Consider the following 25,685-nt stretch of genomic DNA (forward strand, 5'->3'; position numbering starts at 1 on the left):
CCACATGACCTTCTCCACATCGAAGACCGTGTTGCTGGCTCTGACATGCGCAGCGCTCGTGGCCGGGTGCAGCCGTGACAAGATCGGCCCCACCAACCCCGACGCCTATACCGTCAGCAGCGGACGGGAAACCAAGAGCCGCGTGAACTCGGGCACCTCCATCCTCGACATCTTCCGCGGCGGCAAAAACCAGGTCAAGGTCAACCGCTTCCTTTGGACCGCGTCGCTCGACGTGCTCGACTTCCTGCCCATTCAGGCCGCGGACCCCTTCACCGGGGTGATCTCGACGGGCTACGGCGTCCCGCCGGGCGGCGGCACGGCCTATCGCGCGACGATCCTCATCAGCGATCCGGCGCTCGACGCCCGCTCGCTCAACGTGGCGCTGCAAACCCGCGGCGGCCGCCCGGTGAGCACCGAAACACAGCGCGCCGTCGAGGATGCCATCCTGAGCCGCGCGCGCGAGCTGCGCATCAACGCGGGCCGCTACTGAGCCGCAGGTCGCCGGCGACCGTTTCCACGATACGAACGGGGTGTGCGTTTCCGACTCGTGCGCCGGATCGGGTCAAGGGCCCGATACGACCGGCATCTTGGCCAGCGCCTCGACCCACGCCATCTGCCGCGGCAGGCACACCGTGGCGAGGTCATATTCCCTGACCATCATCGCCCGCGCCGCGCGCCCCAGTCGCGCGCGCTCCTCCGCGTCGTCCAGCAACCCGCAGACTTCCTCGACCAGCGCCTCGCGGTCGAAGAAATCGACCAGCCGCCCGGTCTCGCCGTCGCGGATCACCTCGCGCACCGGCGCCGTGTCGCTCGCCACGATCGCCGCCTCGCAGGCCATGGCCTCCATCAGGCTCCAGCTCAGCACGAAGGGATAGGTCAGGTAGACATGCACCCGTGAAAGCTGAAGCACGCGCGTGAACTGGTCGTGGGGAATGCGGCCCAGGAAATGCACCCGGTCCCAGTCGTCATCCGGGATCTGCCCGCGCACCTCGTCTCGGTAGATCTGCTTCCACGTCTGACCCTTCGGAGGCTGCGCGCCATAACTCACCTCGTCGCCCCCGATGATGATGACCCGCGCCTCCGGCCGTTCGCTCAACAGCGCGGGCAGCGCGCGCATGAACACGTGATATCCGCGGTAGGGCTCGAGGTTGCGATTGACGAAGGTGATCACCTCGTCCGCGCGGCTAAGCGGGGCATGGCCCTTGAGCTTGAGCGACACGCCCGGATCGGGGCGCGAATAGGCGGTGTCGATCCCGTCATGCGCCACGGTGATCCGGTCGCGAAACTCGGGCGGGAAGGTATCCGCCTGGAACCGCGTCGGGCTCAGCCCGGCCTGCGCCACCGGGAAATGCAGATGGTTGTTGATGTTCTTCAACCGGATGCGCAGCGGTCCGATATCCGGGTCGGCCGATGGAAACTCCGGGTCGAACTCGAGATGCGGATACCCCGCCTCGTGATAAAGCTCGCAGTAGAGGCCCATCCGCGCCTCCGGCCACAGGTCGCGCAGGAACATGGGCTCCCCCCATCCGTGATGCGCGACGATGAGATCGGGCACGTAGCCCTCGGCCCGCATGTCCCGCGCCGCGCGCCAGCATGCCTCGGCCCGCGTGACCTTGGTGTCGAGATCGAGAAGCCACGGATGCACCATCTGCGCGCGACGCTTGGGCAGGCCGTAGGGCAACATCTTCACACCCTGCCACTCCGTCGCCTCGGCCACCTTCAGCGTCAACGCCGTGCACTCATGCCCCTGCCGCGCCAATGCGGGGGCGAGATGCTTGAACTGGCCCGGAAAATTCTGATGGATGAAGAGGATTTTCATGCGGTGTCTTTATCTCTTTTCCGTCCGTGGATTCGCTCGGGGTTCTTCGAGCAGGTTCAGCAATATCCGCCCGTCGCGGTCCTGTCCGTCGAAAAACGCCGCCGGATCCTCGATCGTTTCGGATGCGCCGTCCCTTCCCACTGGACCCCGCGCGCCCACCCGCATATCACGCTTCCCGAAGACGACCTAAGCGCAGGGGCAGGGAATCATGGCCTATTCCGCATCCGAGATCGAAGCCAAATGGCAAAAGGCGTGGGATGACGCCGGCCTCTTCCGTGCCGAACGCTCGGCGGACAAGCCGAAATACTACGTGCTCGAGATGTTCCCCTACCCCTCGGGACGCATCCACATGGGCCATGTGCGCAACTACACGATGGGCGACGTGATCGCGCGGCAGAAGATAGCGACCGGCCACAACGTCCTGCATCCGATGGGCTGGGACGCATTCGGCATGCCGGCCGAGAACGCCGCGATGGCCTCCGGCGGCCACCCGAAGGACTGGACCTATTCCAACATCGCGGACATGCGCGCCCAGATGAAGCCGCTCGGGCTTTCGATCGACTGGAGCCGCGAATTCGCCACCTGCGACCCCGAGTATTACGGCCAGCAGCAATCGCTCTTCCTCGACTTCCTCGAGAAGGGCCTCGTCTATCGCAAGAACGCGGTCGTGAACTGGGACCCCGTGGACATGACCGTGCTGGCCAACGAACAGGTCGAGGACGGGCGCGGCTGGCGCTCGGGCGCGCTGGTCGAGCGGCGCGAGCTGACGCAATGGTTCTTCAAGATCTCCGACTTCGCCCCCGACCTGCTCGAGGCGCTCGACGGGCTCGACGACTGGCCCGCCAAGGTCCGGCTCATGCAGGAGAACTGGATCGGGCGGTCGCGCGGGCTGCAATTCGCCTTCGGTCTCATCGACGGCCCCGACGGACATGACCGGATCGAGGTCTACACCACCCGACCCGACACGCTGTTGGGCGCGTCCTTCGTCGGCATCTCGCCCGACCATCCCCTCGCCCGCCAGCTTGAGCGCGACAACGCCGACCTCGCCGCCTTCAACGCCGAATGCCGCCGCATGGGCACCTCCGAGGAGGAACTTGAGAAAGCGGAGAAGCGCGGCTTCGACACCGGCCTTCGCGTGCGCCACCCGTTCGACACGGCATGGGAACTTCCGGTCTATGTCGCCAACTTCATCCTGATGGACTACGGCACCGGTGCGATCTTCGGCTGCCCCGCACATGACCAGCGCGACCTCGACTTCGCGCGCAAATACGACCTGCCGGTCATGTCCACCTATGCGCCGGCCAAGGACGAGGGCATCCCCCTCCCCGAGGACGGCGGCGAGGCCTATGTGCCCCCCAAGACCGAGACGGTCATCTATATCCGCGGCTTCGCGGGCGAGACCGAGCAGACCGGCAACGAGGCCATCGAGGCCGCCATCGACTTCTGCGAGGCCAACGGCGTGGGCCAGGGCGTGACCAAGTATCGCCTGCGCGACTGGGGCCTTTCGCGGCAACGCTACTGGGGCTGCCCGATCCCGGTCGTGCATTGCCCGACCTGCGGCGTCGTTCCCGAGAAGAAGGAGAACCTGCCGATCCGCCTGCCTGACGACGTGAGCTTCGATCAGCCCGGCAACCCGCTCGACCGACACCCGACCTGGGCCGACTGCGCCTGCCCATCCTGCGGCGAACCCGCCCGGCGCGAAACCGATACGATGGACACGTTCGTCGATTCGTCGTGGTATTTCGTTCGCTTCACCGCGCCCCATGCCAACACCCCCACGGTGATGGAGGAGGCCGAATACTGGATGAATGTCGACCAGTATATCGGCGGCATCGAACACGCGATCCTGCACCTGCTCTACTCGCGCTTCTTCGCGCGCGCGATGCATGTCTGCGGCCACCTGCCGGCCAAGGCGATCGAGCCTTTCGACGCCCTCTTCACGCAAGGCATGGTCACGCACGAGATCTACCTTACCCGCGACGACAAGGGCCGCCCGGTCTACCACCTCCCCGAGGACGTGACCGACGGCAGGCTCGCCGACGGCACCCCGGTCGAGGTGATCCCCTCTGCCAAGATGTCCAAGTCCAAGAAGAACGTGGTCGATCCCGCGACGATCATCTCGGCCTACGGCGCCGACACCGCGCGCTGGTTCGTCCTGTCGGACAGCCCGCCCGAACGTGACGTGGAATGGACCGCCGCCGGGGCCGAGGCGGCCCACAAGCACCTTGCCCGCGTCCACCGCATCGTTTCCGACATCGCCGCCGGCAGCGAGGGCCCGGCGCCCGAGGCCGACGAGGCGCTCCTGCGCGAAATGCACAAGACCATCCACGAGGTGACGGGCGGCGTCGAAAGCTTCGGCTTCAACGCGGCCATCGCCAAGCTTTACGCCTTTACCAACACCCTTTCGAAAAGCACGGCCGGATCCGAGGCCAAGCGCCGGGCCGCCGGCGCGCTCGCGCAACTCATGGCGCCCATGACCCCGCATCTCTCCGAGGAACTGTGGCACATGCTGGGCCACGAGGGGCTTGTCACCGCCGCGCCCTGGCCCGTCGCCGACGAGGCGATGCTCGTCTCCGACAGCGTCACGATGCCCGTCCAGGTCAACGGCAAGCGCCGCGCCGAAATCAGCGTGCCGCGCGACATGCCCGACACCGAGGTTGAAAAAGAGGCGCTGTCGTTGGAAGCTGTGCAAAGGGCGATGGACGGGGCCACGCCCCGGAAAGTCATCGTCGTCCCCGGCCGGATCGTCAATGTCGTTGTTTAACCGCCGCCTCTTCTGCCTCACCGGCCTCGCCGCACTCGCCGGGTGCGGCTTCTCGCCGGTCTATGCACCGGGCGGTGGCGGCGCGATGCTGCTCGATTCGGTGCGCCTCGACGACCCCAAGACGCGCGCCGACTTCCTTTTCGTCCGCACGATGGAGGAGCGGCTGGGCCGCCCGACAGATCCGGCCTATGCCCTGTCCTACGCGATCACCCTCCGGGAAGAAGCGATCGCCATCTCGGCGGCGGGCATCAATACGCGCTACAACATCATCGGCTCGCTCACCTACGCGCTGCGCGACCTCTCGACCGGGGCCGTGGTAACGTCGGGCAAGTCGCGCAATTTCACCGGCTATTCCGCCTCGGGCACCACCGTCGCCACGCAGGCGGCACAACGCGAGGCGCGCGCGCGGCTGATGACGATCTTCGCCGATGACGTGACGACCCGCCTTGCCGCGGCCCTCACCCCACCCGGTTCATGAAGCTCTCGGGCCGCGATGCTCCGGGCTATTTCGCGCGCCCCGAGCCGGGGCGCACGGGCCTTCTGATCCACGGGCCCGACGCGATGCGCGTGGCGCTGCGCCGGCAGGAGGTGATCGCGGCCCTTATCGGCCCGGCGGGCGAGGAAGAGATGCGCCTCACCCGCCTTCCCGCCGCCGAGCTGCGCAAGGATCCCGCGCTGCTGGTCGATGCCATCAAGGCACAGGGTTTCTTTCCCGGCCCGCGCGTCGCCTTCGTCGAGGACGCGACCGAGACCGCCGCGCCCGCCATCCTCGCCGCGCTCGACGAGTGGCAGGAGGGGGATGCCCAGATCATCGTGACCGCGGGACAGCTCAAGCCCACGTCGAAGATCAGGAAGGCCTTCGAGGGCCACACGAACGCCTACGCCGCGGCCATCTACGACGACCCGCCCTCGCGCGGAGAGATCGAGGCGCAACTGAAGAAATCCGGCCTCAAGGACATCTCGTCCGATGCCATGGCCGACCTCACGGCGCTGGCCCGCGCGCTTGATCCCGGCGACTTCCGCCAGACGCTCGAGAAGATCTCGCTCTACAAGCTCGACGATCCCACGCCCCTCTCGTCCGACGACGTCGCCGCCTGCGCGCCCCTCTCGACCGAGGCCGAGCTTGACGACATCCTCAACATCGTGGCCGAGGGCCAGTCGGGCGAGATCGGCCCGATGATGAAACGCCTCCGCGCCCAGGGGGTGCAGCCCGTGACCCTCTGCATCGCGGCCACCCGGCATTTTCGCACGCTCTATGCCGCCGCCGCCCATCCCGGCGGCGCCTCGCAGGGAATCGCGAAGCTGCGCCCGCCTGTCTTCGGCCCGCGCCGCGACCGGATGCTGCGGCAGGCCCAGGGCTGGGGCGCGGCCAAGCTCGAGGATGCCCTGGGGCTCCTGCTCGAAACCGATCTCTCATTGCGGTCGGCCGGTCAGACCGCGCCCGACGGCGCCCAGGTCGAACGCGCGCTCATCCGCCTCGCCATGCTCTCGCGCCGCTGAACGACGCGCACACCACGCCTACCGCTTCCGTCGGTTGCCCGGCGTCTTCGAGTGAAATGTCGGCGGACGCTTCGCCACCCACCGGACGAACTTCGCCAGCCGGGGATGCCCGCGCAGCTTCTCGGGCGTGTCATAGTCGCGGGCAAGCTCCGCCTCGGTCAGCGTCGCGTGGATCTCGTTATGGCAGATCTGGTGCAACCGGACCACCGGCCCGCCCTTCCCGCCCTTGAGCTTCGGGACAAGGTGGTGAAGGCTCTGCCTCGCGTCCGGCGGGATTGGGCGCCCGCAAAGCGGACAGATGGGATCGGTGTCGTCGCTCACTTGATCGGCCCGTCTGGTTCGGCCAGGAGGATGGAATGGTTGACGGGAAAGTAAAGCACGCCGCGTTCACTTCGAGGTAACACATGCACCGACGTTATACCGACGTGGATACCGACATGGATACCGACGTTGAAAATCGGGGCTTTCCGGCATGACACGCGCCCTCGTCATCGGCGCTGGACCGGCGGGATTGATGGCCGCGGACATGCTCTCGCGGGCCGGTCATTCGGTGCTCGTGGCCGATGCCATGCCGTCGCCCGCGCGCAAGTTCCTGATGGCCGGAAAGTCGGGTTTGAACCTCACCAAGACCGAGCCGTTCGACCAGTTTTGCAAGGCTTTCGGCCCGTCCCTGCCGCGCCTGCGGCCGATGCTCTCGGCCTTCGGCCCAGAGGAGGTCTGCGCGTGGGCGGGCGCGCTCGGCCAGCCGCTTTTCACGGGTTCCACGGGCCGCGTGTTCCCGACCGCGATGAAGGCCTCCCCCCTCTTGCGCGCGTGGCTCGAAAACCTTTCCGATCAAGACGTTACGATCAAGACCCGGTGGCGCTGGATCGGCTGGGACGGGCGCGCCTGCGTCCTCCGGACACAAGAGGGCACGGAGCGCCTCACTCCCGACGCCACGATCCTCGCCTGTGGCGGGGCAAGCTGGTCCCGGCTCGGATCGGACGGGGCATGGGCGGCCTATCTGCCGGAGAAGGTCGCGCCCTTCCGGCCCGCGAACATGGGGTTCCGATTGGAGTGGAGCACGCATATGCGCCGCCATTTCGGAAGTGCAATCAAGGGCATAGCCCTCTACGCCGGCGCCCAGACCTCGCGCGGCGAGATCGTGATTTCCGCCCGTGGTCTCGAGGGTGGTGGCCTCTATGCCCTCTCCTCCGCACTGCGGGACGGCGCCGCGTTGACGCTTGATCTCGCTCCCGACCTGGGCGCGACGGAGGTGCGTGCCCGTCTCACCCGGCCCCGAGGGAAAAACAGCCTTTCCAACCATTTGCGCAAGACCTTGCGCCTCGACCCGGCCAAGATCGCGCTCCTTACCGAATTCGCGCGCCCTCTGCCCGACGACCTCGCTCCGCTCATCAAGTCGCTTCCCGTCCCGCATCTCGGGCCCCGCCCCATCGACGAGGCGATCTCGACCGCCGGCGGCCTGCGCTTCGACACGCTCGACGAGGGCCTCATGCTTCTCGACCGCCCAGGCACCTTCGCCTGCGGCGAGATGCTCGACTGGGAGGCGCCCACCGGCGGCTACCTCCTCACGGCCTGCCTTGCGACGGGTCGCTGGGCCGGCCTATCGGCGGCGCACTACCTTTCCGGCGCCTCCGGCAACCCATAGCTGCCATCCGCGTCATGCACCTCCCGCCCGGTCAGGGCCGGGGTGAACACGCAGACGATCCGCATATCGCCTTTCAAAGCCCTCAGGAGATGCGGCTCGTGGTTATCGAGCACGTAGAGCGATCCCGGTCCAAGGGGGAAGACCTCTCCGGTTTCGAGGTTCTCCACCTCGCCCTCCCCTTGGAAAACGTAGTTGCTCTCGACGTGGTTCTTGTAGTGAAGGCGCTGCTCGGTGCCTTCTCTGACGAGCGTATCGTGCAGCGAATACCCCACGCCGTCCTGCGCCAGGAGCATGCGGCGGCTCTCGAACGCGTCGCCTTTGACATGCGCGTCGGTATCCAGAATTTCACTCATGTGCCTCACGATCATGACCAATCCTCTCTCATGCAATCATCGCAAACGGATTCGCATATCCAATCGCGCGCAGCTCGCTCAGTCGATGCCCTTCAATCCCGATTTCAACGTCTTCCCCTTCAATTCCTCGGTGAAGGGTATCGGCAACGGATCCCGCCCCAGGCGCGCGCGGTAGACCGGCAGGCTTTCGGTCACGCGCTGGACGTAATTGCGGGTCTCGCTGAAGGGAATCTGCTCGATCCAGTCCACGACATCGACCCCCGGGGCGCGCGGGTCGCCGTATTCCTCGATCCATCGCTCGGCCCTGTGTGGCCCGGCATTGTAGGCGACCGAAACGAGGACGACATTGCCGCCGAACCGCTCGGCCATCTGGGCGAGATACGCGGAGCCGAGCTTCGCGTTATAGGCCCAATCGGTGCGCACCTTGATCCTGTCGTATGCCACACCGGTATCCCGTGCCACGTCCCGGCCGGTGCCGGGCATCAACTGCATCAATCCCTCCGCGCCGGCCCCGCTTCGGACGAACGGATCGAATTCGCTTTCGCGGCGGGCTATGGCCAGGGCCATGTCCATGTTGATAGGCAGGTCCAGTTCCGTCATCGGATGCAGCGCGTAATAGGTCGCCTCCGCAACCACCGTGTCCTGCGCCGCGCGTTTGCCGACCATCACCTGCAAATGCGGCTCGCCCATATCCTCGAGCGCACGGCCCAAGAGCGCCACATCGTCGCGCTCCATGCCTTCGGCGAGATGGGTGAAGAATTGTTCGGCCTGCCAGTTCTCCCCTGCCTTCAGAAGGAGTTGCCCCGCCTGAAATACATCGCTCGCCGCGAAATCGGCATCGCGCCAATCGCCCGCTGTGCCGGTCTCTCCCAGGCTCTCCGGAAGCGGCAGGCCCGCGCGTTCGGCGGCGAGGATCCCGTAGAAGCTCGTCGCGTGCTCGGCGGCTTCGGCATAGGCGATCTCGGCGCCCTCCGCGTCGCCCAGAGCCTCCTGCGCGCGCCCGATCCAGTAGCCGGCCCGCCCGCGCGATATGGGAGATCGCACCGCGGCACTCAGTCGCTGGAAATGATCGCGCGCCAGCTCGGCATCGTCGAGATGCCGCAACGCGATATACCCGGCAAGCCATTCCAGATCGGCGAATGACCCACCCCCCGTCAGCCCGTGCACCGCCGACAACTCGTAAGCCAGGGCCGCATCGCCATCCCGCAAGAGGCGCCGCGCGAGAATACGCCGCCAACTTGCCCACCGGTCGGGAACGCCCAACCCTGACTCCGATCGGCTTTGCTCGACAAGCAGCGCCACGGCCTCGTCGGTATCGTTGCGGTCGAGGGCCCGCTCGAACCGGCGATATGCCAGCAGGGGATCGGTCCGCAACCGCTCGGCCAGCGCCGAGATGTCCGCGTCGCTCACCGGCTTTCCCCGCTTCGCCTCGTCACGCAGATCGGCAAGCTCGCGATACTCCTCTCCGACCAGCTGACGCATCAGGTCCGCATCCTTGAGACCGCGCCACTGGGCCATGTCGAGCCTGGCCTCGTGATGCGGCTTCAGAAGGTCTCCGTATTGCGCGAGGAACAGGTCATGTTCTTTTGTGCTGAGATCCAGCGTCCGCCATGCCAGCACGATCCCGGCCTGAGCCTCTCCGGTCTCTCCAGCGTTGCCCTGCGCCTCGGCCAGTCGCAGCGCGCCCGCGCCGGTCCCCGGGCGATAATCGCGGTAGAAGCGCAGAACCTGTTTATCGGTCGCATCCTCGAAGGACGATTCCACCGCGGCCTTCAGCCCATCCAGGCCGGGCCAATGGGGCCGCGCATCAAGGAAATCCAGCACCTCGGCCGCATCCGCGCGGCCGGTCCGCAGGCGCTGCCATTCGATCAGGGTTTCTGCTGCCGGTCCGGCCCGAGCCGCCAGGGCCGCCGCACGATCCCACCGGCCGCCCCGCGCAGCTTCGAGCGCGCTCGAAAAGGGCCGCGGCGGCATGTCGGCGAGCGATTGCGCAAACGCTGCGCCGGACACCACACAACCGATGAAAACACCCAGGATCGCTCGTTTCACAACTTGCATTTTGCCGTCCGGCCCTTGATAGACGGGCGCAGCCTATGCGTCTGCCGGCCTCGCGTCCATTCTCGATCTCGTGAGCGTGTGCGGCAAATCGCCGGGCCGGTCGCCACCGCCATCGGGCCTGTCGCCCGCCATGACGAATGAAAGGAGCGTGTCATGTTGAAAGGTTCAATGCCTGCCCTCGTCACGCCGTTCAAGGACGGCTCGCCGGATATCGAGACGCTCAAACACCTGGTCGAATGGCATATCGAGCAGGGCAGTCACGGCCTCGTGCCGGTCGGCACCACCGGGGAAAGCCCGACGCTCAGCCACGAGGAACACGAGCAGGTTGTCGAAGTCGTCGTTCGCGCCGTCGCAGGCCGGATCCCGGTCATCGCGGGTGCCGGCAGCAACAACACGGCCGAGTCGCTGCGCTTCGTGCAGCACGCCGAAAAGGTCGGCGCCGATGCCGCGCTCGTCGTGACGCCCTATTACAACAAGCCGACGCAAGCGGGACTCATCGCGCATTTCAAGACGTTGCACGATGCCACCAACCTGCCGATCGTCATCTACAACATTCCCGGCCGCTCGGTCGTCGACATGAGCCCGGCCACCATGGGTGAGCTTGCACGTCTGCCGCGTATCATCGGTGTCAAGGACGCGACGGGCGATCTCGCGCGGGTCTGCGCACAGCGGATCACCTGCGGCAAGGATTTCCTCCAGATCTCGGGCGAGGATGCCACCGCCCACGGGTTCAACGCGCAGGGCGGGGTGGGATGTATCTCGGTCACGGCCAATGCCGCGCCGAAGCTTTGCGCCGAGATGCAGGAGGCAACGCTACGCGGCGATTATGCGCAGGCGCTGGAGCTTCAGGACCGGCTGATGCCGCTGCATCGCGCCATCTTCACCGAACCGGGCCTCTGCGGCGCCAAATACGCGATGTCCCGCCTCGGGCTCTGCTCGGAGGAGGTGCGTCCGCCGCTTCTGCCGCTGACCGACGGCACGAAATCGCTCGTGGACGACGCGCTTCGGCACGCGGGACTGCTGAACTGAGCCAAGAGGGTTTTCCCGCTCCCCGTCTCAGTCGCGGCGACGGACCATCATCTGGTTGTTTTCCTTGCGCGTCTCGAACACCTTGATCGCGGCCACCAGGTCGCTCAGCTTCTTGTGCCCATAGCTGCGCGTGTCGAAATCGGGGTTGGCGGTGGTCACCTGCTGACCCAACCGGCCGAGCGCATACCAGTCGCCTTCCTGATCCAGGCTGTCCATGGCCTTGAACAGAAGATCACGCGCCTCGCTCAGGTTCTTGCCCGATGCCTTTTCGACGGTCTCGGGCGCTCCGCTGAGGTTTTCAAGATAGATGAACCGCTTGCATGCCTTGCGAAACGCCTCGGGCGTCTTGCGCGCGCCGATACCGAAAACGTCGAGGCCCTGCTCGCGCAACCGGCTTGCCAGCCGCGTGAAATCGCTGTCGGACGAGACCAGCACGAACCCGTCGAACCGGCCCGAATGCATTAGGTCCATCGCGTCGATCACGAGCGCGATGTCGCTCGCGTTCTTTCCGACGGTGTTGGCCGGTGAATGATGCGGCACGAGGCCGAACTCTGCCTGCACCCGATTCCACCCCGTCATCTGCTGTGACGAGAAGTCGCCATAGCACCGCCGGACCGACGCCTCTCCCATCCCCGCGATCTCGTCGAAGATGGCTTGCGTCCACTTGGGCGAGGTGTTGTCGGCGTCGATGAGAACAGCAAGAAGCGGGTTATGTTCGGGCATGCGCGGAAGGCTCCTTTTCCTTCCTTCATGCCCTAACCGAGGGCCTGACGAAAGCCATAAACTCGCCGATGTGATTTCTGAAAATTCGGCTCGAATCCTTCTCGAAACGCGACGCCGGATAAACCCGAAGTTAACCCATGCCGGCGCAAGGTGCCGACCAACCGTTCAGAGGTGGGCATGACCGTCAATCAGAGGATCATCGAAGGCAGTTCCTGCCCGGCGAGCGACACGCATCCGTCCCCCGAGGCTGCGGCGGTCTCGCTTCTGATCGTGGATGAAGGGGGACTCGTGGAATACGTGACCTCGAATTTCCTCGCACTCATCGCCGCACCCGACCCCGAGCCCGCGACATGGATCGGGCGGGGGTTCGGGGAATGTTTTCCCGGCAACGACCTTCCTGTCGTCCCATCGGATACGTGCCACGCCGCGGGGTCGTTTCGGGGTTTCGACGGGCTGTCCTGGCCGATGGCGTGGACGCATCTGCCGGGCGGCAACTGGATCGGTGTGCACAGCGCCGCGACCCGGCCCGAACGCGGTCCCGGCCAGACCGATGATCTGACAGGGCTCGGCAATCGCAGCCATCTCAAGGCCGCCTTTACATGTCTGCTCGGCCGGCAGACAGGCGCCGACACCGCGCTGACCGCGATCTATCTCGATCTTGATCACTTCAAGCGGGTCAATGATTGTCTCAGCCACGCGGTCGGCGACGGGTTGCTGCGCAAGGTTGCAGAGCGGTTGCGCAAGATCCTTCGTTCCGAGGACATCCCCGTCCGGCTCGGCGGAGACGAGTTCGCGATCCTCATTCCCAATCTCGACGTTTCGGCCGCCGAAGAGATCGCGCAGCGGATCATAAAGATGCTGTCGCGGCCATTCCTCGTGGACGGACATCAGATCACCATCGGGGCGAGCCTGGGCCTCGCCCGGTATGACGCGCATGACGAGGGGCTCGAACCTCTTCTGCAACGTGCCGATATCGCGCTCTACGAAAGCAAGCGAAAGGGACGTGGCCGCTTTCACTGGTATCGTCGGGAAATGTCCCGAGCCTTGAAGGAGCGGCGCGAAATCGAGAACGATCTGCGCAAAGCGCTGGATCTCGATCAGTTTCAGCTCGTCTTTCAGCCGCAATACTCGTTCGAGAAGGGCCGGGTCAGCGGGTTCGAGGCCTTGATCCGATGGCAGCACCCCGATCGCGGGCTGGTCTCTCCGGTCCAGTTCATCGCGATCGCCGAAGAGATCGGCCTGATCGTTCCCATCGGTTCCTGGGTGCTCGAGACCGCCTGTCTCGCCGCGTGCGAGTGGCCCGCAGAAATTTCGGTCGCGGTGAATGTCTCGCCATTGCAGTTCGAAAGCGATGGCTTCGTGGACACGGTCGCAGAGGCACTATCCGCGTCCGGTCTTGCCGCCGAGAGGCTCGAGCTCGAGATCACCGAGACCACGCTTCTGCGCAACGAGGCCAGCGTCATCGATGTCATGCGCGAGCTTCGTGCGCTCGGCGTGAGGATCTCACTCGACGATTTCGGCATCGGATATTCCTCGCTGAACTACCTTCGCAAGTTTCCCTTCGACAAGATCAAGATCGACCAGTCCTTCGTGCGTGAACCTTTCGCCGACGCCTCGGCCCATCAGATCGTGCGCGCCGTGGCGGAACTCGGCTCCGCTTTCGGAATGAGCGTCCTCGCCGAAGGGGTCGAAACCGTTGATCAGCTTTCCCGCATACGCGCACAGGGCTGCTCCGCCGCCCAGGGCTATCTGCTGGCGGCGCCGATGCCACCGGCCGAGATCGACGCCTATCTTCGCGCGCGCCGCCCCGGCACGCGTGACAGGGATCTTCCCAACGACAAGGAAATGATCAATGACCCCGACCGACCGTGACCTTCTGAGGGTCATGTATTACAGCCACCGCGCCGACCAGCCGACTGCCGACATGTCGTCCTGGGAGCTCGATGCCATACTGGAGGCCTCGCAACGAAACAACGCACGCGTCGGCGTGACCGGCGCCTTGATCTTCAACTCGGGAGTTTTCGGCCAGATCCTGGAAGGACCCTCAGGCGCGGTCGAGGAGACTTTCGAGCGCATTCAGACGGATGAGCGCCATGAGAGGATCACCGTGCTCGACATCGCCCGCATCGAGGAGCGCGCCTTCGCGCACTGGTCCATGGGTTTCGTCGGAACCGATGCGCTGGTCGCCGAGATGTTCGGTCACCTGGGCTCCGCGACGGGTTTCGACATCGCACAACTCGCCGCGCACGAGATGTTTCGCACACTACACAGCTTGAGCCTGCGCAAGGAGATCGCGACGCGCGCGGCCTGACGCCGCTGGCACCCCGAGGCGAAAGCCGCTCACGTCCTGCCGACGATCAGTCGCCGCTGCCGATCTTGTCCTGGGTTTTCGTATCGAAATCCTCGGCCGAATGACGCTCGTGCAATTGCTCTTCCGGTTCACCGAAGGTGCGATTGACCATTCGGCCCCGCTGCACCGCGGGCCGTGCATCTATGCGTCTGGCCCACTCCATGACGTTCTCATACTCATGAACGCTCAGGAACGTCGCCGCATCACCATAGGCACGCCCGAGGGTCAGGTTGCCATACCACGGCCAGATCGCCATGTCCGCGATCGAATACGCATCGCCCGCGATCCAGTCCTTGTGGGCAAGCTCCCGGTTCAGAACGTCGAGCTGACGCTTGGTCTCCATCGCGAAGCGGTTGATGGGATACTCGTATTTCTCGGGCGCGTACTGATAGAAATGTCCGAACCCGCCACCGAGATAGGGCGCGCTCCCCATCTGCCACATCAGCCAGTTGATGACCTCGGTGCGGGCCGCGCCCGACCGCGGCAGGAACGCCCCGAACTTCTCGGCGAGGTGCATGAGGATCGAACCGCTTTCAAAGACACGCACGGGCTCGGGGCCGCTGCGATCCACCATGGCGGGGATCTTCGAGTTTGGATTGATCTCGACGAAGCCGCTGCCGAACTGGTCGCCCTCGCCGATCTCGATGAGCCACGCATCGTATTCCGCGTCATGACCGGCCTCGAGCAACTCCTCGAACATCACGTTGACCTTCACCCCGTTCGGCGTGGCAAGCGAATAAAGCTGGAAGGGATGCTCGCCCACCGGCAATTCCCTGTCATGCGTCGGACCCGCGATGGGCCGATTGGTCGAGGCGAAGGCGCCGCCGTTCTCCTTGTCCCAGGTCCAGACCTTCGGCGGTTCATAGCTGTCGTCGCTCATTTCTCGTCTCCTCGGTTCATGCAATCCGTTGCGCTCAACATATTCCCCGCATCATCCCCTTCAACGCGAAAAGCCGCACATCGGCATGTGCGGCTTTCCTTGGGCCGGTGACCCGGCACCGAGCTATCAATAGATCACGACCGATCGGATGCTCTCGCCCGAATGCATCAACTCGAAGCCCTTGTTGATATCGTCGAGCGGCATGGTGTGCGTGATCATCGGGTCGATGTCGATCTTGCCGTCCATGTACCAGTCCACGATCTTCGGAACGTCCGTGCGCCCCCGCGCCCCGCCGAAGGCCGTGCCGCGCCAGACCCGCCCGGTGACAAGCTGGAAGGGACGCGTGCTGATCTCGGCACCCGCCGGGGCCACCCCGATGATGACGCTCTCGCCCCAGCCCTTGTGCGCCGCCTCCAGCGCGGTGCGCATCACGCCCACGTTGCCGGTTGCGTCGAAGGTGTAGTCCGCCCCGCCGCCCGTAAGCTCGACCAGGTGCGCCACCAGGTCGCCCTCGACTTCGTCGGGATTGACGAAATCCGTCATGCCGAACCTGTCGGCCATCTCCTTCTTCGACGGGTTCAGATCGACACCCACGATCTGGTCCGCCCCCGCAAGGCGGAGACCCTGGATGACGTTGAGGCCGATGCCGCCCAGTCCGAACACGATCGCCCGGCTGCCGATCTCGACTTTCGCGGTGTTGATCACGGCCCCGATGCCCGTCGTCACGCCGCAGCCGATATAGCAGATCTTGTCGAAGGGCGCGTCCTTGCGCACCTTGGCCAGCGCGATCTCGGGCAGCACCGTGTGATTGGCGAAGGTCGAGCAGCCCATGTAATGCAGGATCGGCGTGCCATCGAGCATCGAGAACCGGCTCGTCCCATCCGGCATCACCCCCTTGCCCTGCGTCTCCCGGATCGACTGGCAGAGGTTCGTCTTGGGGTTGAGACAATACTCGCATTCCCGACATTCCGGCGTGTAGAGCGGAATGACGTGATCGCCAACCTCGAGCGAGGTCACCCCCTCGCCCACCTCAACCACGACGCCCGCACCCTCATGGCCCAGGATCGCCGGAAACGCCCCCTCCGGGTCCGCACCCGACAGCGTGAAGTCGTCCGTATGGCAAAGACCGGTCGCCTTGATCTCGACCAGCACCTCGCCTCGCTTCGGACCATCCAGGTTCACCTCCATGATCTCCATCGGTTTTCCCGCCTCGACGGCAACGGCTGCACGCGTGCGCATGATCTCACTCCTTGTCTTTTACTCGTTCCGACCTTGGGCGAAATGCCGCGGGGTTTCAACACGCAACAGGTGACAAGGCTTGCAATTCGCCGGCCGCCCCACAACGTTCAGAAAGAGCGAATGTGAACGACATCGGAGAGCAACCATGCGCAGCGTTCTTTTGGCCGGCGCGGCCCTGATGGCCCTGTCAGCCTGCCAGACCGGAGAAGACGACAGCGACGCGACCGGCCCGGAACAAGATGCCTGCGGCGCATCGCAATACGCCGATCGCATCGGAACCGACCATGAGCAATACGATTTCACCGCACCCGATCGCCCGTTGCGGATCATCCCGCCCGACAGCGCCGTGACACTCGATCATCGTCCCGAGCGGTTGAACGTAGACATCGACGAAGACGGCAAGATCACGCGTATCTGGTGCGGCTGACAAACCGCACAAGTATCAGCGGCTTTCGACCTCGGCCGAAGACGGGGCGTTGTCGGGATCGAGTGCGCGGATGCGATAGGCGGGGGCCTTCGGCAACCAGTCGGCCAGAAGCTCACCCATTTCCATGATCGGATCTTCCGAACGATCAATCCTGAGGTCGACATCGCACAGCTCGTCTGCCCCCATCACGACGAGCGATGCCGATTGCAGCGGCTCCCTCTCGCTGCCGGCCGCCTCGCCTGCGCGGATACCGGCGAGAAGACGCTCGGCAAGATCTCCGTTCGCCGCCGTGAACGCGTCGATCATGGCGGGCAAGACCGTGGCGCTACCAAGGAAATTTCCAAGTGCGAGCGCGTCCTTTCCCACGGCCGCGCCGCAATGGTCGAGACAGGATGACCCGGTATGATGCGCCGGGTCACCATTCCGGGGAAGGACGCCCAGTTGCCGCCAATGGGGTGCGACCGCCGCATCGCGCATGGCCCGCAAGGCCGCGTCCGGGTTGCCACCCGAAGCGTCAAAACCCTTGATACCGATCTGATGAAGCCTCGGATCGGTGCGGGCTTGGGAAAAGACGACGCAGTCCCGCGAAATTGCGCCGACGCGCGCACCGACGCAGACCGAGGAGGTTGCCACCACGTATCCCAGCCGCCCCGTCTCGAGACACCGGCCCGCCAGTGAAAACGTCATTCCGGCACCTCCACGCCCGTCTGGGACGTGATGAGACCATAATGTTCGATCCGGCGATGGCGCGCGAAATCGAAGACCGACCGCCTCAGGTAGGCGCCGAGATCTAGATCGCAATCGAAGGTGATCACCTCGTCCTCTTCCGTCGCGGCGCGGCACATGACCTCGCCCGTGGGGGCCACGATCATCGAACCGCCGATCATCGCGAACCCGTCTTCCGAACCACATTTGGCCGCGGCCATGACCCAGGCGGCATTCTGATACGCCGCGGCCTGAAGGCTCAGCCGATGATGGAATTCCCGCAGATGCGCCGCCTCGGGATGGTGGATGTTGCGCGTCGGCGTGTTGTAGCCGAGCATGAACAGTTCCGCGCCCTGAAGCGCCATCACGCGAAACGTCTCGGGCCACCGGCGGTCGTTGCAAATGCACATGCCGAAGCGGCCCGAAGGCGTCTCGAAGGTGGGAAACCCCAGATCGCCAACCTCGAAATATCGCTTCTCGAGGTGTTCGAACTCCGGATCGCCGATGGGTTCCGCCGTGCCGGGCAGGTGAATCTTGCGATACTTTCCCAGCACCTCGCCTTTCGGCCCGACGAGGACGGACGTATTGAATCGGCGGGTGCGCCCGTCCTGTTCGAGTTTTTCGGCGTACCCGAGGTAGAAGCCGACGCCCAATTCTCCCGCTGCCTCGAATAGCGGTCGCATCGCGGGCGACGGGAGGCCCTCTTCGAAGAAGACGTCGTATTCCTCGGGCGTATCGTAGAGGTAGCGCGGAAAGAACGTGGTGAGCGCAAGTTCGGGGAATGTGACCCATTTTGCGCCCCGGCCATATGCCTCACGCAACATGCCGACGAGACGTTTCACCACCGCTTCCTTGGAGTCGCTCAGATGAATGGGTCCAAGCTGTGCAACGGCGTGTATCTCGCGGCGGCTCATCGACAATTCTCCGGATCATGACGCGGACAGGACAAGATGGTCCCTCGAAGGACTAGACCGCCACCATATCAGTGTGAAATAAAATTTCGAGGTCATTGGATAATTCAAGGTTATCGACATGATAAATGCACGTCAGCTCGAGGTGCTCTGCGCCGTGATCGAGGTCGGAACGACCGCGAAGGCGGCCGAGCTGCTTGCCGTGAGCCAGCCCGCCGTGAGCAACATGGTGCGCCACATCGAAACCCTCGTGGGACTGGAGCTCTTCCGTCGTGAACACGGTCGCCTCGTTCCTACTCCCGAGGCCCGGCATATTGCGCAGGAAGCTCAACACCTCTTTGCCCAGCAACGACGCATCGCGTCGGTCGTCGAGGAGATCAAGGGCGGTTCGATCGGCCGATTGTCGATCGTGGCCACGCCCTCCATCGGTCAGATCATCCTGCCGCGCGTATTGGCCGCGTTCACGAAGGACCGCCCGAAACTTCGGGTCTCGGTCGATCTAGGCCACACCGAGCAGATCGCCGCCCGGCTCGTGAGCGGACGCGCGGAGCTTGGCCTTTCCATAAGCCAACCCCATCATTCAGCTCTCTCGGTCAAGCCGATCGCCCAAGGACGCCTGGTGTGCGCATGTCCCCCCGATCATGAATTCGCCTCGGGCGAAAGTGTTCGACTGGCCGATCTCAATCATACGCGGCATATCTCGTATTCCGCCGAAACCCCGCTCGGCCGGGTGATCGACGCGGCCTACTCCGCACAGGGCATTTCGAGGCGCTACTCCTTCGAAGTGCGCCATACGATCGCCGCGCTCGAACTCGTCAAATGCGGTCTCGGCGTGGCACTTGTCGATTCGTTCGTCACACCCGGCTGCGACTCGCGGAAGGTGGCCTTCCGCACGACCGATCCCGATCTCCGTATCGAAGCGCATTCCGCAACGTCGAACCTGTTTCCGACATCGCGGCTGGCTCTCGAGTTTCAGATGTTCTTTCGCGACTACGTGTCCGAACATCTCGAACAATTCCCCGCGGGGATATAACTCTTCATTATATTCTTGCCCCTACTTTTAATTTCCAAGAGGCGGTGAGCTGTGTTTCTGATTGACCGACTGATCCCATTCGATCCCGAGCGTCCGAAACGAGAGTCTCCGCCCGATGTCCACTCCGATACTGACCATCCGCGACGCGACCAAGCGATACGGGAGCGTGAACGCGCTCGACCGGGTCGATCTGGACGTCGAGGAAGGCGAGTTTCTCACGCTACTCGGACCTTCCGGTTCGGGTAAGACAACTCTTCTGTCGGCGATTGCCGGCTTCGCGCCGCTTACCGAAGGACGTATTGACCTGAGGGGCCGCGACATCACGCGCGAGCCACCCGAGCATCGCGATTTCGGTATGGTTTTCCAAGGTTATGCGCTTTTCCCCACGATGACGGTGGGCGACAACGTCGCCTTTCCGCTCAGGGTCCGGAAGGCGCCGAGATCCGAGGTCGAAGCACGCGTGGCCGAATGCCTCGCGCTTGTGCAGATGGAAGAATTCGCCGACCGCATGCCGACCCAACTTTCGGGCGGCCAGCAGCAACGCATCGCGCTTGCGCGCGCCCTTTCGTTCAAGCCGCAGGTCCTGCTTCTGGACGAACCGCTGTCGGCGCTCGACAAGAAGCTGCGCGCCGATCTTCAGTGGGAGCTCAAATCGCTGCACGACCGGCTGGGCGTGACGTTCATCTACGTCACCCACGATCAGGACGAGGCGCTGTCGATGTCCGATCGCGTGGTCATTCTGCGCGACGGACGCATTCAGCAGGAGGGCCTGCCAGAAGAGCTGTATAATCGTCCGCGAACGCGGTTCGTCGCCGACTTCCTGGGCAAATCCAATTTCATGACCTTGCCCGTGCGGACCCGGTCCGGCGACACCATCACCTCTGCCTTGGGCGACACGGAGTTTCCGGTCGATGCGCCCGCGGACGTGACATCCAGCGAGACGATCGAGGTCGCCCTTCGCCCCGAGCGCATTCGCCTTGCCGAACCGGGACGCGAGATGCTGGAGGGCACGGTGCGGCAGGTGAGCTATCTGGGGGAACGCTGCCAAGTGCTTGTCGATCAGGACGAGGTCGGGACCCTGATGGTTTCGCGACCGACATGGAAAGTTGGCGTGACGCCCAAACCCGGATTGCCGGTCAGCCTCGGCTGGGACCGCGATGCATGCGTCGTGCTGGCGCCGGACAAGACAGACGCGTGAGGAATCGCATCGAAACAGGGCGCGTCCAATCATCGCGCGCGTTCCACATCCAAGGAGGAAAGATCGAAATGACCGACTTCAATGACACAACAGATCACGAGGTCAAGGCCGACCTCATCGAGATCGCCGCATACAAGTACAAGGAAGGGCTCCTGACGCGCCGCGGGTTCCTCTCGGCGATGGCGGCACTTGGCGTGCTGCCAGCGCTCGGCAGCAAGGCCATGGCGCAAGCCAACGAGATCATCGTCGTGAACTGGGGCGGGAAGGCCTCGGAGGTTCTCCAGGAAGTGATGTGCGACACCTACACCAAGGAAACCGGCATCCCCGTGACCGTCGACGGCTCGGGGCCGTCTGGCGGCAAGATCCGCGCCATGGTCGAAAGCGGCGCAGTGGTATGGGATGTGTGCGACAGTGGGATGGGCACGGCCCTCATCCTGACCGAACAAGGTGTGATCCAGCCCATCAACTATGACATCGTCGACAAATCAAAGGTTCTGGAGCAATCGATCTACTCCCACGGGGTCGGGAACTACATCTATTCCTACGTGCTGGCCACGAACCCCAGGATGCTCGGCGGCAATGTTCCGCAAAGCTGGGAAGACGTGTGGAACGTCAAGGACTTTCCGGGCATGCGCACGTTCCGCAAATCGGTGCGCGGAATGCTCGAATCCGCCACGATGGCGCAGGGTGTCGCACCCGAGGAGGTCTATGACGTACTGAGCACGCAGGACGGCATCGACGCGGCCATCGACAAGTTCCGCCAACTGCGGGAGAACATCATCGTCTGGGGGTCGGGCAGCGCCAGCCAGAACCTGTTCCTCCAGGAAGAGGTTGCGATGGGCAACATCTGGTCGACCCGCGCGCACCTGCTCAAGGACCAGATGGAAGAAGGCAGCTTCCAGGTCAGCTTTGACGGGGGCGTGCTCGCACCCGGTGTCTGGGTCGTTCCGAAGGACAACCCTGCCGGCAGTGACGAGGCGATGAAGTTCATCGCGCATGCCCAGGATCCGGAACTGCAGGTCCAGTGGCTCGAAATGATCGGCTGCGGACCGGCCAACCCCGAGGCCGCCGACATGGTTCCCCCGGAGCTTCAGAAATGGAACCCGTCCAGCCCCGAGAACCTCGCCAAGCAGATCTTCTACAACGACGAATGGTACGCCAAGAACCAGGTCGCCGCGGAAGAGGCCTATGTCGATGCACTGATCAACTGACACTGATCCCGGACGCGCGGGTCGCGGCTTCCGGCCGGTCCCGCGCGTTCATCTCTCCGAGGTTTTCCATGTCCCGACTGCCCGATTCATATAGATACTGGTTCCTGGTGCTTCCCGCGCTGGCCACCATGATCATCTTCTATATCTGGCCGCTCGTCGGAATCTGGAAGATCTCCGTCACCGAGCCGACGGCAGGGATCGAGAACTATACCCGGATGTTCGATTCGAACGCGGTGACAACGAGCTTCATCATTACCTTCCGAATTGCGGCGATCACCACGATCGGATGCCTGGTGCTGGGCTACGTCGTGGCTTACGTCATCTCGAACTTCGCGCGTCGGGTCAAACCGCTGATGGTGGCACTGGTGCTGCTGCCCTTCTGGGTTTCGGTGTTGATCCGGTCGTTTTCATGGATCGTGCTGCTGGGGCGTTCCGGCCTCGTGAACGACACCCTGCGCGACGCCGGACTTATCGACGCACCTCTCAAGCTCATGCATAACGAGTTCGGCGTCATCCTCGCGATGATCCACGTCATGTTGCCTTTCGCCGTGCTGCCGATGATGGCCAACATGCGCGGCATCTCGGGGTCCTACGTCGATGCGGCGCGTGGCCTTGGCGCAAGCGAATGGACGGCGTTTCGGCAGGTTTATTTTCCGCAGACACTGCCCGGTGTGTTTTCGGGCGCGCTTCTGGTCTTCGTGCTCTCTCTGGGCTTCTACATCACGCCGGCCCTGCTGGGCGGGGGCCGCGTGCTGATGATCTCGGAATACATCACCTACCAGATCCAGGAATTCCTCAACTGGGGCCTCGGCTCCGCACTCTCGGTGGCCCTGCTCGTGATGACGGCGCTCGTCATACTCGTCGCCGCGCGCTTCGTGAACCTGCGCAGCGCCCTTCTGGAGCGGAAATGATGCGTATCTCGACCTTTCGCATATTCTTCATGACGCTGGCGTGGATGGTGCTTGCCTTCCTGCTGTTGCCGATCCTCGTGGTCATCCCCGTCTCGCTGACGGACACAAGCTATATCGGCCTGCCCAAGGAACACCTTTCGTTCCAGCACTACGTTGCCTATTTCCAGGATCCGCGCTGGCTTGCCGCAACCTGGACAAGCATCTGGATCGGCATCGTGGTCGCGATCTGCGCGACGGCGCTCGGCACGGCCTTCGCCATCGGCTGCTGGAACCTCTCGAACCGCGCATCCACGATCGCGCGCTGGATCCTGATCACGCCGATCCTGGTGCCGCCTGTCGTGCAGTCGCTGGGCTTCTACCGTTTCTGGGTGACCCTCGGGCTCATCGATACGCATGGCGGGGTCATCCTCGCCCACACGCTGCTGGCGCTGCCCTACGTGTCGATCTCGGTATTCGCCGCCCTCGCCAATCTCGACCGGCGCATTCCGCAGGCAGCGCGATCCCTCGGCGCGTCGGTTTGGCAGACCTCCTGGAAGGTCGTGATGCCCGCCGCCTATCCGGGCATGATCACCGGCGCCATCTTCGCGTTCATCGTCAGCTTCGACGAGATCGTGGGCGTTCTCTTCATCACCGTCCGCAACGTCTCGACCCTGCCCAAGAAGATCTGGGAAGGCATCCAGGAAAGCATCGACCCCACCATCGCCTCGGTCGCCACGATGCTCGTGCTTCTCACATTGATCGTGACCGGCTACGGCATCTTCCGCAATCGCGAGTTCCGGCAATGACGGACCGCGTCCTGCTGCGAAACGGCCTGCATATCGCGCATGAAGGTCGCATGCCGGTTCTGCGCACGGGCGACATCGCTATCGAGAACGGCACCATCGTCGCCATCCGCGACGGCGTCGACGGCAGCGCGTTCGAGTCCTTCGAACCGGTCGACATGTCGGGCCGTCTGATCGCGCCGGGGCTGATCAACAGCCATACACATGCCGTGCTACTCGTGTTGCGCGGCACGGTCGAGGACATCGAGGGCAACCTCGTCTATCAGTACATGGTGCCGGCTTCCTACCTGCTCGAACCTCGGGAGCGTGCGGCCATCGCACGCCTCGCCTGCGCCGAAGCGATCCGGTCGGGCACCACCACCATGGTCGACCCCCTGCGACATGTGGCCGACTACGCGCCCGCGATGATCGAGACGGGACTGCGCCTCTGGCTCGCCGAAAGCTGTGCCGATGCCGTGACCACCGAGGTGGGGCGCGGCACCTATCGGTTCGACCGCGAATTCGGCGAGGAATTTCTCGATCGGACCCGCGCACTGATCGAGCGATTCCACGGCGCCGAGGACGACCGGGTCCGCGTCATGATCGCCGCTCACGCGCCCGACAATTGCAGTCCGTGGATGCTGGGACAGTTGAACGACCTCGCGCGTCGTCACGGCCTGCGCCGCACCGTTCACCTGAGCCAGATCATCAGCGAGAAACACCAGGTCGAAACGCTGCATGGATGCACGTCGACCGAGTACCTGGCCCAGAACGACTTTCTGGGCGACGATCTGCTTGCCGTACACTGGACCTTCTGTTCGGACACCGACGTGATGACCTTGGCGAATACCGGAACTCGCTTCGTGCATTGCCCGGCCTCGATGTCCGCGAAGGGTCCGCACCCGCTGCCGATGCGCGACATTCTCGACAGCAACGTCCGCATCTGTCTCGGCACGGACAACATGACCGAGGACATGTTTCACGCCATGAAGACCGCACTAATGCTGAACCGCGGCGCCTACGGACGGGCGGTGACCCCCACGCCGGCCGATGTGCTGAACTACGCGACGATCAACGCCGCCGAGGCGCTCGACCATGACCGTATTGGACGGATCGATCCGGGAATGTGCGCCGATCTCGCCGTTTTCGACCTGGAAACGCCCGCGATGAGCCCGCGTGTCTCGGCGATATCGAACCTCGTGCACTACGGTCATCCGGGCATCGTGACCGATACGATGGTCGCGGGCCGCTTCCTGATGCGCGACCGCCGCCTGATCACCATCGAAGAAACCGACACAATAGCCGAAGCCCAAGCGGCGACGGATGCCATGTGGACACGCTTCGCGGCCAATGAACCGGGCGTGCCCCTGCCCCACCGCGACGCCGTCTGACAAAGGAGAGAAGCCATGACCTTTTCCATTATCGGCCGGTGCAAGCGAACCGGCGCATTCGGTGCCGCAATCTCGACCTCGAACCTCGCCGTCGGGCACCGCTGCATACGGCTTGCACATGGCAAGGGCGCCGTGCTGTCGCAGCACAGAACGGACACCCGCCTAGCTGAACTCGGGATCGAACTATTGCGCGATGGACGCGATGCCGGTGACACGCTGGACGAAATCTGTGCTTCGACCGATCAGATAGAATGGCGACAGGTGGGGGTGCTTGACGCCGATGGGCGCGCCAAGGCTTATCATGGGCGGCGCATGTATTCGATTTACACCCACACCGCCGGCCGGGACTGCCTCGCGCTCGGCAACATCCTCGACAACGACGAAGTAACGACCCGCATGGCCGAAACCTTCGAGAACACCGATGGCGAACCGCTCGGCGAGCGGCTGATGCGTGCGCTGGAGGCGGGACGCGACGCGGGCGGCGAGGTGAAGGATGCTCTGCGCTCCGCGGCACTGCGCGTCACCGGCGAGCATGGGATCGACGCCTGCGATCTTCGCGTCGACATCTCCGAGACCGACGCCATCGCGGATTTGCGCAAGCTCTATACCGCCTTCAACGCCGAGGCCGAGCTGATGCGGGACATGGCACTCGATCCCGACCGGGTGCCCGTCTCTCGCGCGCTTTTCGATGCGAGTGCCGAGCGGATCTTCGAGCTTGGCCTCGAGACGCGCTTTCCTGCCGCGCGCAATCCCGACAACTGGACCTTTCGCTAG

Annotated in this window: 26 protein-coding genes; 17 read left to right on the top strand and 9 right to left on the bottom strand. The window is 64.3% G+C overall.

All coding sequences use genetic code 11. The features are described from left to right. The first annotated feature begins 4 nt into the window (after positions 1 to 4). The gene (locus K1T73_RS13990; protein ID WP_220601291.1) at positions 5 to 490 is read left to right on the top strand and encodes a DUF3576 domain-containing protein; all 486 of its coding nucleotides are present in this window, start codon (positions 5 to 7) and stop codon (positions 488 to 490) included. A gap of 72 nt (positions 491 to 562) precedes the next feature. Here the strand turns inward: K1T73_RS13990 and K1T73_RS13995 are convergent, their stop codons facing one another. Then, on the bottom strand, positions 563 to 1,819 hold the full coding sequence (locus tag K1T73_RS13995) for a glycosyltransferase (protein ID WP_220601292.1): 1,257 nt from the start codon (positions 1,817 to 1,819) through the stop codon (positions 563 to 565). On the opposite strand from K1T73_RS13995, the gene K1T73_RS14000 reads away from it, so the two are divergent. The 4 genes from K1T73_RS14000 to holA are packed head-to-tail and all read left to right on the top strand — an operon-like array spanning position 1,799 to position 6,083. Further along, positions 1,799 to 2,080 carry a hypothetical protein gene (locus tag K1T73_RS14000; RefSeq protein WP_220601293.1) on the top strand — a complete coding sequence of 94 codons (282 nt, stop codon included), beginning with the start codon at positions 1,799 to 1,801 and terminating at the stop codon, positions 2,078 to 2,080. The two genes, K1T73_RS13995 and K1T73_RS14000, sit on opposite strands and share 21 nt — an antisense overlap. Then, positions 2,028 to 4,583, top strand: a complete 2,556-nt coding sequence (leuS, locus tag K1T73_RS14005; RefSeq protein ID WP_409077713.1) for a leucine--tRNA ligase — start codon at positions 2,028 to 2,030, stop codon at positions 4,581 to 4,583. The genes K1T73_RS14000 and leuS overlap by 53 nt, the downstream gene beginning before the upstream one ends. Beyond that, positions 4,570 to 5,061: an LPS assembly lipoprotein LptE gene (gene lptE / locus K1T73_RS14010; RefSeq protein WP_220601294.1), complete on the top strand. Its 492-nt coding sequence runs from the start codon at positions 4,570 to 4,572 to the stop codon at positions 5,059 to 5,061. The genes leuS and lptE overlap by 14 nt, the downstream gene beginning before the upstream one ends. Beyond that, positions 5,058 to 6,083 (top strand): DNA polymerase III subunit delta, encoded by a 1,026-nt coding sequence (gene holA / locus K1T73_RS14015; RefSeq protein ID WP_220601295.1) that lies wholly within the window; start codon positions 5,058 to 5,060, stop codon positions 6,081 to 6,083. Before lptE ends, holA begins: the two co-directional genes overlap by 4 nt. Positions 6,084 to 6,101: 18 nt before the next feature. Here the strand turns inward: holA and K1T73_RS14020 are convergent, their stop codons facing one another. After that, on the bottom strand, positions 6,102 to 6,404 hold the full coding sequence (locus K1T73_RS14020; protein ID WP_220601296.1) for an HNH endonuclease: 303 nt from the start codon (positions 6,402 to 6,404) through the stop codon (positions 6,102 to 6,104). Between the two features lie 151 nt (positions 6,405 to 6,555). Between K1T73_RS14020 and K1T73_RS14025 the strand changes: the two genes are divergently transcribed. Continuing rightward, positions 6,556 to 7,731 (top strand): TIGR03862 family flavoprotein, encoded by a 1,176-nt coding sequence (locus K1T73_RS14025; RefSeq protein ID WP_220601297.1) that lies wholly within the window; start codon positions 6,556 to 6,558, stop codon positions 7,729 to 7,731. Here K1T73_RS14025 and K1T73_RS14030 read toward each other — a convergent pair. Together K1T73_RS14030 and K1T73_RS14035 are read right to left on the bottom strand one after the other, a co-directional pair. After that, entirely contained in the window at positions 7,701 to 8,084 is a 384-nt protein-coding gene (locus K1T73_RS14030; RefSeq protein WP_220601298.1) for an ectoine synthase, read from the bottom strand. The genes K1T73_RS14025 and K1T73_RS14030 overlap by 31 nt on opposite strands. 78 nt (positions 8,085 to 8,162) lie before the next feature. Continuing rightward, complete coding sequence (locus K1T73_RS14035; protein ID WP_220601299.1) at positions 8,163 to 10,142, bottom strand: lytic transglycosylase domain-containing protein; 1,980 nt, start codon at positions 10,140 to 10,142, stop codon at positions 8,163 to 8,165. Between the two features lie 153 nt (positions 10,143 to 10,295). Between K1T73_RS14035 and dapA the strand changes: the two genes are divergently transcribed. Then, entirely contained in the window at positions 10,296 to 11,171 is an 876-nt protein-coding gene (gene dapA, locus K1T73_RS14040; protein ID WP_220601300.1) for a 4-hydroxy-tetrahydrodipicolinate synthase, read from the top strand. A 27-nt stretch (positions 11,172 to 11,198) separates the two neighbouring features. Here the strand turns inward: dapA and K1T73_RS14045 are convergent, their stop codons facing one another. Further along, on the bottom strand, positions 11,199 to 11,894 hold the full coding sequence (locus K1T73_RS14045) for an NYN domain-containing protein (protein WP_220601301.1): 696 nt from the start codon (positions 11,892 to 11,894) through the stop codon (positions 11,199 to 11,201). Positions 11,895 to 12,071: 177 nt separating this feature from the next. Here K1T73_RS14045 and K1T73_RS14050 point away from each other — a divergent pair, with 177 nt between their 5' ends. Both K1T73_RS14050 and K1T73_RS14055 read left to right on the top strand, forming a co-directional pair. Further along, entirely contained in the window at positions 12,072 to 13,766 is a 1,695-nt protein-coding gene (locus K1T73_RS14050; protein WP_220601302.1) for a bifunctional diguanylate cyclase/phosphodiesterase, read from the top strand. Next, positions 13,747 to 14,205, top strand: a complete 459-nt coding sequence (locus K1T73_RS14055) for a BLUF domain-containing protein (protein ID WP_220601303.1) — start codon at positions 13,747 to 13,749, stop codon at positions 14,203 to 14,205. The genes K1T73_RS14050 and K1T73_RS14055 overlap by 20 nt, the downstream gene beginning before the upstream one ends. A gap of 46 nt (positions 14,206 to 14,251) precedes the next feature. Here the strand turns inward: K1T73_RS14055 and yghU are convergent, their stop codons facing one another. Together yghU and K1T73_RS14065 are read right to left on the bottom strand one after the other, a co-directional pair. Then, the gene (yghU, locus tag K1T73_RS14060) at positions 14,252 to 15,124 is read right to left on the bottom strand and encodes a glutathione-dependent disulfide-bond oxidoreductase (protein WP_220601304.1); all 873 of its coding nucleotides are present in this window, start codon (positions 15,122 to 15,124) and stop codon (positions 14,252 to 14,254) included. A 126-nt stretch (positions 15,125 to 15,250) separates the two neighbouring features. Next, positions 15,251 to 16,363 (bottom strand): S-(hydroxymethyl)glutathione dehydrogenase/class III alcohol dehydrogenase, encoded by a 1,113-nt coding sequence (locus K1T73_RS14065; RefSeq protein WP_220601305.1) that lies wholly within the window; start codon positions 16,361 to 16,363, stop codon positions 15,251 to 15,253. A 145-nt stretch (positions 16,364 to 16,508) separates the two neighbouring features. On the opposite strand from K1T73_RS14065, the gene K1T73_RS14070 reads away from it, so the two are divergent. Then, complete coding sequence (locus K1T73_RS14070; protein WP_220601306.1) at positions 16,509 to 16,790, top strand: I78 family peptidase inhibitor; 282 nt, start codon at positions 16,509 to 16,511, stop codon at positions 16,788 to 16,790. Between the two features lie 15 nt (positions 16,791 to 16,805). Here the strand turns inward: K1T73_RS14070 and K1T73_RS14075 are convergent, their stop codons facing one another. Further along, complete coding sequence (locus K1T73_RS14075; protein WP_220601307.1) at positions 16,806 to 17,477, bottom strand: DUF1028 domain-containing protein; 672 nt, start codon at positions 17,475 to 17,477, stop codon at positions 16,806 to 16,808. Further along, complete coding sequence (locus tag K1T73_RS14080; RefSeq protein WP_220601308.1) at positions 17,474 to 18,409, bottom strand: N-carbamoyl-D-amino-acid hydrolase; 936 nt, start codon at positions 18,407 to 18,409, stop codon at positions 17,474 to 17,476. Before K1T73_RS14080 ends, K1T73_RS14075 begins: the two co-directional genes overlap by 4 nt. Positions 18,410 to 18,527: 118 nt before the next feature. On the opposite strand from K1T73_RS14080, the gene K1T73_RS14085 reads away from it, so the two are divergent. The 7 genes from K1T73_RS14085 (at position 18,528) to K1T73_RS14115 (ending at position 25,685) form a co-directional block, all read left to right on the top strand. Further along, positions 18,528 to 19,439, top strand: a complete 912-nt coding sequence (locus K1T73_RS14085; protein WP_220601309.1) for a LysR family transcriptional regulator — start codon at positions 18,528 to 18,530, stop codon at positions 19,437 to 19,439. A gap of 115 nt (positions 19,440 to 19,554) precedes the next feature. Then, positions 19,555 to 20,637: an ABC transporter ATP-binding protein gene (locus K1T73_RS14090; protein ID WP_220601310.1), complete on the top strand. Its 1,083-nt coding sequence runs from the start codon at positions 19,555 to 19,557 to the stop codon at positions 20,635 to 20,637. 68 nt (positions 20,638 to 20,705) lie between these two features. Further along, positions 20,706 to 21,848, top strand: a complete 1,143-nt coding sequence (locus K1T73_RS14095) for an ABC transporter substrate-binding protein (RefSeq protein WP_220601311.1) — start codon at positions 20,706 to 20,708, stop codon at positions 21,846 to 21,848. A 128-nt stretch (positions 21,849 to 21,976) separates the two neighbouring features. Next, a complete protein-coding gene (locus tag K1T73_RS14100; RefSeq protein WP_259400265.1) occupies positions 21,977 to 22,759 on the top strand; it encodes an ABC transporter permease in 783 nt (260 codons plus the stop codon). Then, positions 22,756 to 23,544, top strand: a complete 789-nt coding sequence (locus tag K1T73_RS14105) for an ABC transporter permease (protein ID WP_259400266.1) — start codon at positions 22,756 to 22,758, stop codon at positions 23,542 to 23,544. The genes K1T73_RS14100 and K1T73_RS14105 overlap by 4 nt, the downstream gene beginning before the upstream one ends. Then, positions 23,541 to 24,911, top strand: a complete 1,371-nt coding sequence (locus tag K1T73_RS14110) for an amidohydrolase family protein (protein WP_220601313.1) — start codon at positions 23,541 to 23,543, stop codon at positions 24,909 to 24,911. The genes K1T73_RS14105 and K1T73_RS14110 overlap by 4 nt, the downstream gene beginning before the upstream one ends. Before the next feature lie 15 nt (positions 24,912 to 24,926). Further along, positions 24,927 to 25,685: a DUF1028 domain-containing protein gene (locus tag K1T73_RS14115; RefSeq protein ID WP_220601314.1), complete on the top strand. Its 759-nt coding sequence runs from the start codon at positions 24,927 to 24,929 to the stop codon at positions 25,683 to 25,685.

This window comes from Roseovarius sp. SCSIO 43702, assembly GCF_019599045.1.
Lineage (GTDB): Bacteria > Pseudomonadota > Alphaproteobacteria > Rhodobacterales > Rhodobacteraceae > Roseovarius.